At 72.4% G+C, this 11,371-nt stretch carries 7 protein-coding genes; 6 read left to right on the forward strand and 1 reads right to left on the reverse strand.

Going from position 1 to position 11,371, the window contains the following annotated elements; translation table 11 throughout:
- Positions 1–18: 18 nt before the first annotated feature.
- Positions 19–3,975, reverse strand: a complete 3,957-nt coding sequence (gene eccCa, locus ABT160_RS33715) for a type VII secretion protein EccCa (protein ID WP_351651758.1) — start codon at positions 3,973–3,975, stop codon at positions 19–21.
- A 173-nt stretch (positions 3,976–4,148) separates the two neighbouring features.
- Between eccCa and eccD the strand changes: the two genes are divergently transcribed.
- The 6 genes from eccD (at position 4,149) to ABT160_RS33745 (ending at position 11,267) form a co-directional block, all read left to right on the forward strand.
- Entirely contained in the window at positions 4,149–5,636 is a 1,488-nt protein-coding gene (eccD, locus tag ABT160_RS33720; RefSeq protein WP_351651759.1) for a type VII secretion integral membrane protein EccD, read from the forward strand.
- A 212-nt stretch (positions 5,637–5,848) separates the two neighbouring features.
- Entirely contained in the window at positions 5,849–6,139 is a 291-nt protein-coding gene (gene rpsO / locus ABT160_RS33725; protein WP_081219736.1) for a 30S ribosomal protein S15, read from the forward strand.
- Positions 6,140–6,412: 273 nt separating this feature from the next.
- Entirely contained in the window at positions 6,413–8,632 is a 2,220-nt protein-coding gene (locus ABT160_RS33730) for a polyribonucleotide nucleotidyltransferase (protein ID WP_351651760.1), read from the forward strand.
- The gene (locus ABT160_RS33735; protein ID WP_351651761.1) at positions 8,629–10,008 is read left to right on the forward strand and encodes a M16 family metallopeptidase; all 1,380 of its coding nucleotides are present in this window, start codon (positions 8,629–8,631) and stop codon (positions 10,006–10,008) included. Before ABT160_RS33730 ends, ABT160_RS33735 begins: the two co-directional genes overlap by 4 nt.
- 42 nt (positions 10,009–10,050) lie before the next feature.
- Positions 10,051–10,803 carry a 4-hydroxy-tetrahydrodipicolinate reductase gene (dapB, locus tag ABT160_RS33740; RefSeq protein ID WP_351651762.1) on the forward strand — a complete coding sequence of 251 codons (753 nt, stop codon included), beginning with the start codon at positions 10,051–10,053 and terminating at the stop codon, positions 10,801–10,803.
- 5 nt (positions 10,804–10,808) lie between these two features.
- Positions 10,809–11,267: a hypothetical protein gene (locus tag ABT160_RS33745; protein ID WP_351651763.1), complete on the forward strand. Its 459-nt coding sequence runs from the start codon at positions 10,809–10,811 to the stop codon at positions 11,265–11,267.
- Positions 11,268–11,371 lie beyond the last annotated feature (104 nt).

Here is an 11,371-nt window from a genome sequence, read left to right on the forward strand (position 1 = left end):
GGTGGACCGTGCGGTACGTCAGTGCTGCTCGGGCAGCCAGCCCAGCTGGACCAGCGGCGCCCCCCGCTTGCGGGAGACGAAGGTGCCGCGGCCCGGCGGCATCGGACGGGCCCGGACGTTGCCCAGGATGTCGCCCTCGCCCGGGTCGCCGGAGAGGACCACGCCCTGCGCGCCCAGCTCCTTGATCCGCTGCAGGAACGACTCGTACATGCCCCGCGAGGCACCGGCGGCGCTGCGCGCCACGATGAAGCGGATGCCGACGTCCCGGGCGAAGGGCAGGTTCTCGACCAGGACCTGGAGCGGGTTGGCGGAGTTGGTGGACACCAGCTCGTAGTCGTCGATGATGACGAACAGCTGGGGCCCGCTCCACCAGCTGCGGTCGCGCAGCTGCTGCGGGGTGATGTCCGGCTTCGGGGCGCGCTTGGTCATCACCGTGTTGATGGCGTCCATGTGCATCTGCATGGCCGACGCCATCGGCGCGTACTCCAGCAGGTGCGAGGACGGCACCGCCTCCAGCATGGTGCGGCGGTAGTCGCCGACCACGATGCGCGCCTCGTCGGGCGTGTAGCGCTCGGCGATCTGCTTGGCGATCAGGCGCAGCAGCGCCGTCTTGCCCGACTCGCTCTCGCCGAACACCAGGAAGAACGGGTCCGTCTCGAAGTCGACGAACACCGGCTCCAGATTGGTCTCGTCGATGCCGATCGCCACGCCGTACCGCGGGAACTCGAAGCCCTTGGGCAGCTGGTCCGCCGGCAGCTTGCGCGGCAGCAGCCGCACGCCCGGCGCGGCCGGACCGCTCCAGGCGTCCGCGACCGCCGCGACGAACGCGGCCGTGCCCTCGGAGAGGTCCTCGGCCGAGCTGGAGGAGTCGACCCGCGGCAGCGCCCCCATGAAGTGCAGCTTCTCGGGGACCTGGCCGCGGCCGGGCACCCCGGTGGGCACGTTGGCCGCGACCTTGCGGTCGAACTCGGAGTCCATGACGTCGCCCAGGCGCAGCTCCAGGCGGCCGAGCACCTGGTCCTTCAGGGCCGCCCGGACCTCCATGTAGCGGGCCGCGGTCAGCACCACGTGCACGCCGTAGCCCAGGCCGCGCGCGGCGATGTCGGAGACGACCGGTTCGAGCATCTCGTACTCGTTGCGGAAGCCGCCCCAGCCGTCGATCACCAGGAACACGTCGCCCCAGGCCTCGCCCGGCAGCTCGCCGGCCGCCCGGCGGCGCCGGTAGGTGGACACCGAGTCGATGCCGTTGGCCCGGAAGAACTCCTCGCGCCGGTTGAGCACGCCCAGCACCTCGGCCACCGTGCGGCGCACCCGCTCCGGGTCCAGCCGGGACGCCACCCCGCCCACGTGCGGCAGCCCGGCGATCGCGGACAGGCCGCCACCGCCGAAGTCCAGCGCGTAGAACTGCACCTCGTGCGGGGTGTGGGTGAGCGCGAACGACGAGATCAGCGCGCGCATCAGGGTCGACTTGCCGGACTGCGGGCCGCCGACCACCATCATGTGGCCCGCCGCCCCCGAGAAGTCCCGGTACAGCACCTCGCGGCGCTGCTCGAAGGGCTTGTCGATCAGGCCGAGCGGCACCACGAGCCCGCCGGGGCGGGTGTACTCGGTCGCGGTCAGGCCCCGCTCCGCCGTCGGCGCCAGGCCCGGCAGCAGCTGGTCCAGGGTGGGCGCGCGGTCCAGCGGCGGCAGCCACACCTGGTGCGCGGGCACGCCCTGCCCCTCCAGCCGGCGCACGATCACGTCCAGCACGGTGTCCGCCAGCGCGTCGTCCGCCTCGTCCCGGCCCGCCGTCAGGTACGCCGGGTCGGGCGCCGCGTACACCACGGGCACCGGGGCCGCGGTGAAGACCGCGGGGCGCCGCTCCACCGGCATCCGGCCGCCGTCCAGGACCGGGCCGCCGGTGCGGTACGTACCGGAGACGTACGCCGCCTTGAAGCGGGTCATCTCCTCGGTGCCGAACTTCAGGTAGCCCGAGCCCGGCACGGACGGCAGGTGGTAGGCGTCGGGCACGCCGATCGCGGTGCGCGACTCCGCCGCCGAGAACGTCCGCAGGCCGATCCGGTACGAGAGGTAGGTGTCCAGGCCGCGCAGCTTGCCCTCCTCCAGGCGCTGCGAGGCCAGCAGCAGGTGCACGCCCAGCGAGCGGCCGATCCGGCCGATCTGGATGAACATGTCGATGAAGTCGGGCTTGGCGGTCAGCAGCTCGGAGAACTCGTCGAGCACCAGCACCAGCGAGGCCAGCGGCTCCAGCGGGGCGCCCGCCGCGCGCGCCTTCTCGTAGTCGTGGATGTTGGCGTAGTTGCCCGCCCGGTGCAGCAGCTCCTGGCGCCGCTGGAGCTCGCCGCGGATCGCGTCGCCCATCCGGTCCACCAGCGTCAGGTCGTCCGACAGGTTGGTGATCACGGCCGCCACGTGCGGCATCTGCGACATCCCGGCGAACGTCGCACCGCCCTTGAAGTCGGCGAGCACGAAGTTCAGCGTCTCCGAGGAGTGCGTCACCGCCAGGCCCAGCACCAGGGTGCGCAGCAGCTCCGACTTGCCCGAGCCGGTCGCGCCCACGCACAGGCCGTGCGGGCCCATGCCCTCCTGCGCGGCCTCCTTCAGGTCCAGCATCACCGGCTGGCCGTCCTCGCCCACGCCGATCGGCACCCGCAGCCGCTCCGCCGTCGAGCGCGGCCGCCAGGTGCGGGCCACGTCCACCCCGGCCGCGTCGCCCAGGTTCAGCAGGTCGGTGAAGTCCAGGTTCGCGAGGAGCGGCTCGTCGTCGTCCCCGCCGCCCGTCCGCAGCGGCGCCAGCTGGCGGGCCAGCGCCTCGGCGGCCGGCAGCGAGATCCCGTCGGGCACGCCCTCGTACCCGAAGCCGCCGCCCGACTGCAGCCACAGCCGCCCCGGCCGCACGACCACCGACAGACCGCCGCGCGGCTCGTCCAGCTCACCGGGGACCACCTCCACGATGGTCACGCCCTGCAGCCCCTCGGGCGCCGCGAACAGCGAGTCCGGCGGCACCATCCCGCCGTCCAGCACCACCACCACGTGCGGCTGGTCCAGGACCGGCTGGTTCTCCCGGGAGAACCTGGGCCGCCCGTCCAGGCGCGAGCGCAGCAGGTCCTCCAGCTCGGCCAGGTCGTCGCCGAACAGCCGCCGGCTCCCGGCCCCGTCCACCTGGCCCGGCACCTGGGCGTGCGGCAGCCACTTGGTCCAGTCCCAGCGCGGCACCGCGCCCGGCGCCGCCACCACGGCCAGCAGCAGGTCGTCGGGGGAGTGCAGGGTCACCAGCTGGGCCACCAGCGCCCGGGCCGCCGACTGTGCCGCCTCGGCCTCACCGGAGACCGTCACGTGGTAGAAGGCCCGCATCGACACGGCCATCGGCAGCCCGTCCAGCTGGCCGTGCACGGCCAGGAACCGCTGCATCGCGCCCGCGCACAGCGGCTCCAGCTCGTCCACCGGCGCGGTGTCCGGCGCCACCAGCGGCGTCGCCAGCTGCTGCGCGCCCAGGCCGATCCGCGCCTGCCCGAAGTCGTGGTCGCCGACCCGGCGCTCCCACAGCCGCGAGCCCTCCGCGACCACCGACCACAGCTGCTCGGGCGAGGGGTGCAGATAGAGCTGGGCGTCGCGCTGGCGGCGGGCGGTGCGGCGCACCGTGCGCCGCGTCTGCGCGAGGTATTTGAGGTAGTCGCGCCGGACATCGGCCATTTGCCCCTGCGTACCGCGACGGAACCGGACGATCTGCGCGATCACCATCGCGACCGTCGACACCAGCATCAGAACGCCCATGATCCGCATGAAGGGCGCGGCGCCCGGCATGAAGAAGAAGACCACCGACGAGCCCATGCCGAGCATCGGCAGGAACTGCATCACCAGGCTCTCCTGCTCGCCCCGCGGCAGCTCGGGAGGCGACTCCAGCCGCAGCTCCTCGGCGGGGACTTCCGGCGGCAGGGACCGCGGCGGGCGTTTGACGACGATCTGGCTCACCGGAACATCAATCCCTCGTGGTCGACGGAGGACGGCTGGCAGGCCCGCACCGGCGCCCCCGTGGCGCACGGCTCCCTCCGCGCGACGGTGATCCTACTTGCAGGTCCCTGTCACCCCTGCCGGTAGGGTGACGCGCGCACCGTGCGCAACCGCGAATCAGGGGGTCCAGACTCGTGAGCCAGACCGCAGCGACCGGCTTCTGCCGCGTCACCGTCGTGGCACCCGACAGCCGCATCGACGTCGCCCTGCCGGAGGACATCGCCGTCGCCGACGTCTACCCGGAGATCCTGCGGCTGACCGGCCAGGCCCAGGCGGCCGGCACCCCCACCGGCTACCACCTGGTCCGCCGGGACGGCACGGTCCTCGACGGCGCCCGCAGCCTGGCCGCCCAGCAGGTCCTGGACGGCGAGCTGCTCTCCCTGCGCCCCTTCGCCGAGTCGCTGCCCCCGGCCGTCTTCGACGACGTCTCGGACGCCGTCGCCTCCGCCGTCACCCGCGACCGCCACCTGTGGAGCGAGGACCTGCTGCGCGGCGCGGGACTGGCCGGCGGGGTGCTGCTGCTGGTCCTGATGGGCTTCGTGCTGTGGTTCGCCGACCCGGTCCGCCACGACATGCACGGCCTGCCCGGCGTCATCGCGGGCGCCGCCGGACTGCTGCTGACCGCGTTCGCCGGGGTGCGCGCCCGGGTGTACGGGGACCGGGGCACCGCCGTCGCCCTGGGCCTGGGCGCCCTGCCGCTGCTGCTCATCGCCGGCTCCGGGATCATCGGCCCGGACGCCGGGCAGGGCCCGGGCAAGCTCCAGTTCCTGCTCGGCTGCGTCACCGTGCTGGTCGCCTCGGTCGCCCTGGTCGCGCTCACCCCCAGCGGTGACGCCCCCTTCGTCGCCGCCACCTTCCTCGCCGTCACCGGCACCCTGGCCACCTTCACGGCCATCCTCACCGAGGCGTCCGCCACCGCCACCGCCTCGGTGTGCGCCCCGGCCGCCATCGGCCTGGTCGCCTTCCTGCCCGGCCTGTCCGCCCGCTTCGCCCGCCTCCCCATCGGCTACGCCTCGCCGCGCAGCGCCGCCGACTCCTTCGACGAGCACGGCGAGGGCCCCGAAGGCCCCGCCACGAGCGGCGACGACCGGCCCGTGGACGCCGAGCGCATCGCCCTGCAGGCCCGCCGGGGCCACGAGATGCTGCTCGGCCTGGTCGGCGGCTGCGCGGCCGTCGTGGTCGGCTCCGCCGCCGTCCTCGGCTTCTCCGACGACGTCTGGGGCCAGCTCCTGGCCCTCGCCGCCGGCCTGGCGATGCTGCTGCGCGCCCGGCTGTTCCGCTACACCGCCCAGGTCGCCTGCGTCCTGGTGGCCGGCCTGGCCGCCGTCGCCCTGCTGGTCCTCGGCCTCTCCCTGAACCCGCCCCTGGACCTGGTCCGCGAGCTGCTGCTGTACGGCGACCGGGGCGCCCTGGACGTCCGTACCACCTGGCTGGCCGCCGCCGTCGCCGCCGGCGCCGCGCTGCTCACCGCGATCGGCCTGGTCATCCCGCGCAAGGGCCTCTCGCCCTTCTGGGGCCGCCTGCTCGACCTGGCCGAGGGCGCCGTGCTGCTCTCCCTGGTCCCGCTCTGCCTGGCCGTCCTGGACGTCTACGCCTCGGCCCGCGCCCTGACCAGCAGCTGATCCCCGGCCCGCGCCCGGCCGGTCCGCCCGTCAGGACCACCCGGACGGACTGGTAGGCTGTCCTTCGGCCGTTTGTGTACGCGCCCCCGGATCCGCCCCCGCGGCGAGCTGGGAGCTGCGCCCATCGCGCCTTCGCCTCCGAGTCACGGAAGCTCCCCTGAGACCAAGACCAGGGGCACTCGTGGGCGCATCGAACACCCTGAGGAGTACGCGTGCCGCTCGACGCCGCTACGAAGAAGCAGCTCATTTCCGAGTTCGGTCAGAAGGAGGGCGACACCGGCTCCCCCGAGGTCCAGGTCGCCATGCTGTCGCGCCGGATCTCGGACCTGACCGAGCACCTCAAGACCCACAAGCACGACCACCACTCCCGTCGTGGTCTGCTCATCCTGGTCGGTCAGCGCCGCCGCCTGCTGCAGTACCTGGCCAAGAAGGACATCCAGCGCTTCCGTGCGCTGGTCGACCGCCTGGGCATCCGCCGCGGTGCGGCCGGCGGCGCCAAGTAAGCAGCGGTGAAGGGAGCGGTTCCCACTCTTGAGGGGGCCGCTCCCTTTGCTGTACGTGCGCGTTGTCACCCGCTGTTTGTAATCTGGTGAGGACGAGCACCACTCTTTCCAGGAGAGGCGCACCCAGCCGCCGCCGGTCCTCGGTAGTGGCCCCCGGGATCACCCCGGGTGCTTCGATCGAAGACCGGCCCGCACACGAGGCGCGCTCCTCCGCCCCGCTCCCCGGCCACACGGGCCCCGGAGCGAGAAGACGACACGTAGGAGAAACCGCTAGTGGAGAACGAGACCCACTACGCCGAGGCCGTCATCGACAACGGCTCCTTCGGCACCCGCACCATCCGCTTCGAGACGGGCCGCCTGGCCAAGCAGGCCGCCGGCTCCGCCGTGGCGTACCTGGACGACGACACCATGGTGCTGTCGGCCACCACCGCGTCCAAGCACCCCAAGGACCAGCTGGACTTCTTCCCCCTCACGGTCGACGTCGAGGAGCGGATGTACGCCGCGGGCAAGATCCCCGGCTCCTTCTTCCGCCGTGAGGGCCGGCCCTCCGAGGACGCGATCCTCACCTGCCGCCTGATCGACCGGCCGCTGCGCCCCTCCTTCAAGAAGGGCCTGCGCAACGAGATCCAGATCGTCGAGACGATCATGGCGCTCAACCCCGACCACCTGTACGACGTGGTCGCCATCAACGCCGCCTCCTGCTCCACGCAGCTGGCCGGCCTGCCCTTCTCCGGCCCGATCGGCGGCACCCGCGTCGCGCTGATCAACGGCCAGTGGGTGGCCTTCCCGACCCACACCGAGCTCGAGGACGCCGTCTTCGACATGGTGGTCGCGGGCCGCGTCCTGGAGGACGGCGACGTCGCGATCATGATGGTCGAGGCCGAGGCCACCGAGAAGACGATCGAGCTCGTCAAGGGCGGCGCCGAGGCGCCGACCGAGGAGGTCGTCGCCGCCGGTCTCGAGGCCGCGAAGCCCTTCATCAAGGTCCTCTGCAAGGCCCAGGCCGACCTCGCCGCCAAGGCCGCCAAGCCGACCGGCGACTTCCCGGTCTTCCTGGAGTACCAGGACGACGTGCTGGAGGCGCTCGCCGCCGCCGTCACGCCGGAGCTGACTCAGGCGCTGACCATCGCGGGCAAGCAGGACCGCGAGGCCGAGCTGGACCGCGTCAAGGGCCTGGCCGCCGAGAAGCTGCTCCCGAAGTTCGAGGGCCGCGAGAAGGAGATCTCCGCCGCGTACCGCTCGCTGACCAAGTCCCTGGTCCGCGAGCGCGTCATCAAGGAGAAGAAGCGCATCGACGGCCGCGGCGTCACGGACATCCGTACGCTCGCCGCCGAGGTCGAGGCCATCCCGCGCGTGCACGGCTCCGCCCTGTTCGAGCGTGGCGAGACCCAGATCCTGGGCGTCACCACGCTGAACATGCTGCGCATGGAGCAGCAGCTGGACACCCTCTCCCCGGTGACCCGCAAGCGCTACATGCACAACTACAACTTCCCGCCGTACTCCGTCGGCGAGACCGGCCGCGTGGGCTCGCCCAAGCGCCGCGAGATCGGCCACGGCGCCCTCGCCGAGCGCGCCATCGTGCCGGTGCTGCCGACCCGCGAGGAGTTCCCCTACGCGATCCGCCAGGTGTCCGAGGCCCTCGGCTCCAACGGCTCGACGTCGATGGGCTCGGTCTGCGCCTCCACCATGTCGCTGCTGAACGCCGGTGTGCCGCTGAAGGCCCCCGTCGCCGGCATCGCCATGGGCCTGATCTCCGAGGAGATCGACGGCAAGACGCATTACGTCGCCCTCACCGACATCCTCGGTGCGGAGGACGCCTTCGGCGACATGGACTTCAAGGTCGCCGGCACCAAGGAGTTCGTCACCGCCCTCCAGCTCGACACCAAGCTGGACGGCATCCCGGCCTCCGTCCTGGCCGCGGCCCTCAAGCAGGCCCGCGACGCGCGCTTCCACATCCTCGACGTGATGATGGAGGCCATCGACACGCCGGACGAGATGTCCCCGAACGCCCCGCGGATCATCACCGTCAAGATCCCCGTGGACAAGATCGGCGAGGTCATCGGCCCCAAGGGCAAGATGATCAACCAGATCCAGGAGGACACCGGCGCCGAGATCACGATCGAGGACGACGGCACCATCTACATCGGTGCCGCCGACGGCCCGGCCGCCGAGGCCGCCCGCGCCACGATCAACGGCATCGCCAACCCGACCATGCCGGAGGTCGGCGAGCGCTACCTGGGCACGGTCGTCAAGACCACGACCTTCGGCGCGTTCGTCTCGCTGCTCCCGGGCAAGGACGGCCTGCTGCACATCTCGCAGATCCGCAAGCTCGCCGGTGGCAAGCGCGTGGAGAACGTCGAGGACGTGCTCGCGGTCGGCTCCAAGGTCCAGGTCGAGATCGCCGAGATCGACCAGCGCGGCAAGCTCTCGCTGATCCCCGTGGTCGCCGAGGACGAGGCCGCCGAGGGCGAGAAGGACGACGCCGCCAAGTGACGTCCCGTAGTTCCCGCGCGACGGCCCGCACCTCCTCGGAGGCGCGGGCCGTCGCCCGTACCCAAACGCTCCTCAAGGGCAGGGACGGCATCGGCACCGTCCGCAGGACCACCCTCCCGGGCGGCCTGCGCGTCGTGACCGAGACCCTGCCCTCCGTCCGCTCCGCGACCTTCGGCATCTGGGCCAACGTCGGCTCCCGCGACGAGACCCCGACGCTGAACGGCGCCACCCACTACCTGGAGCACCTGCTCTTCAAGGGCACCAAGCGGCGCAGCGCGCTCGACATCTCCGCCGCCCTCGACGCGGTCGGCGGCGAGATGAACGCCTTCACCGCCAAGGAGTACACGTGCTACTACGCGCGCGTGCTCGACACCGACCTGCCGCTGGCCATCGACGTGGTCTGCGACATGCTCACCGGCTCCCTGATCCTCGACGAGGACGTCGACGCCGAGCGCGGCGTGATCCTCGAGGAGATCGCCATGACGGAGGACGACCCGGGCGACTGCGTGCACGACCTGTTCGCGCACACCATGCTCGGCGACACCCCGCTGGGCCGCCCGGTCCTGGGCACGGTCGACACCATCAACGCCCTCGACCGCGGCCGGATCGCCCGCTTCTACAAGAAGCACTACGACCCCACCCACCTGGTCGTCGCCGCCGCGGGCAACGTCGACCACGCCACGGTGGTGCGCCAGGTCCGCCGCGCCTTCGAGCGCGCCGGGGCCCTGGGCCGCACCGACGCCGTCCCGGTCGGCCCCCGCACCGGCACGCGCACCCTGCGCACGGCGGGCCGGGTGGAGCTGCTGAACCGCAAGACCGAGCAGGCCCACGTGGTCCTCGGCATGCCGGGCCTGCCCCGCACCGACGAGAACCGCTGGGCGCTGGGCGTGCTCAACACCGCACTGGGCGGCGGGATGTCCTCCCGGCTGTTCCAGGAGGTGCGCGAGAAGCGCGGCCTGGCCTACAGCGTCTACTCGTACACCTCGGGCTTCGCCGACTGCGGCCTGTTCGGCGTGTACGCGGGCTGCCGCCCGAACCAGGTGCACGACGTGCTGAAGATCTGCCGCGACGAACTGGACCGCGTCGCCTCGGACGGCCTCACCGACGAGGAGATCGGCCGCGCGATCGGGCAGCTCTCCGGCTCCACGGTGCTGGGCCTCGAGGACACCGGCGCGCTGATGAACCGGATCGGCAAGAGCGAGCTGTGCTGGGGCGCCCAGATGTCGGTCGACGACATGCTGGCCCGGATCGCGGCGGTCACCCCGGACGACGTCCGGGCGGTCGCGGCGGACCTCCTCGGACACCGCCCGTCCCTGTCGGTCATCGGCCCGCTGAAGGACAAGCAGGCCGACCGCCTCCACGAAGCGGTCGCCTAGAACGCCTTCGCGCACCTTCGCGCACAACCTAAGGAAGAGCTGATGAGCAAGCTGCGTGTGGCGGTCCTCGGTGCGAAGGGCCGCATCGGCTCCGAGGCCGTCAGGGCCGTGGAGTCCGCCGACGACATGGAACTGGTCGCGGCGCTGGGCCGGGGCGACGACCTCGAGGTGCTCGGCGCGGCGCGCGCCGACGTCGCGATCGAGCTGACCACCCCGGACTCGGTGATGGCCAACCTCGACTACTGCCTGCACCACGGCATCCACGCCGTGGTCGGCACCACGGGCTGGACCGAGGACCGCCTCGCGCAGCTGAACACCTGGCTGGAGGAGTCGCCGGAGACCGGCGTCCTGATCGCCCCGAACTTCTCCATCGGCGCCGTGCTGACGATGCTGTTCGCGCAGATCGCCGCGCCGTACTTCGAGTCGGTCGAGGTGGTCGAGCTGCACCACCCGAACAAGGTGGACGCCCCCTCCGGCACCGCCGCCCGCACCGCCCAGCTGATCGCCCGGGCCCGCGCCGAGGCGGGCGTCGGCCCGGCCCCGGACGCCACCGCCAAGGCCCTCGACGGCGCCCGCGGCGCCGACGTCGACGGCATCCCGGTGCACGCGATCCGGCTGCGCGGCCTGCTCGCCCACCAGGAGGTGCTGCTGGGCGGCGAGGGGGAGACCCTGACGGTGCGCCACGACTCGCTGCACCACAGCAGCTTCATGCCGGGCATCCTGCTCGGCACCCGCCGGGTGGTGGACACCCCGGGGCTGACCTTCGGCCTCGAACACTTCCTGGACCTGAACTGACGGCCATGCGCGCGAAGATCACGTACTTCATCACGGCCGCCGTCCTGGTCTTCTACTTCGTCCTGGTCGGCAGCCGGGGCGTCCTGCTCATCAAGCACGGCACGCCCCTGACGGTCACCTTCGGCCTCGCGGTGCTCGTCCTGCCGCTCATCGGCATCTGGTTCCTGTGGAAGAACACCCGGTTCGTCACGGACGCCAACCGCCTGGCGGCCCTCCTGGAGGCCGAGGGCGGCCTGCCGGTGGACGAGCTGCGGCGCAACGAGGCGGGCCGCGTCGACCGCGACTCGGCGGACGAGGTCTTCGCCCGCCGCAAGGCGGAGACGGAGGACGCCCCGGGGGACTGGCGCTGCTGGTTCCGCCTCGCGGTGGCCTACCAGGACGCCAGGGACACCCCGAGGGCCCGCAAGGCCATGCAGCGGGCGATCGCCCTGCACAAGGCGGCCGCGGTCCCGGCCGCTGCCTGACGCGCACGAGCGAGGGGTGGGGGGGCGGGGCGGGAGCGCCGGAGCCCCCGCCCCCCCACCACACACGAACAGAACCATAAACTATGGGCGGGGCCGCCAGAAAC

The organism is Streptomyces sp. NPDC001941 (assembly GCF_040296945.1).
Classification (GTDB): Bacteria; Actinomycetota; Actinomycetes; order Streptomycetales; family Streptomycetaceae; genus Streptomyces.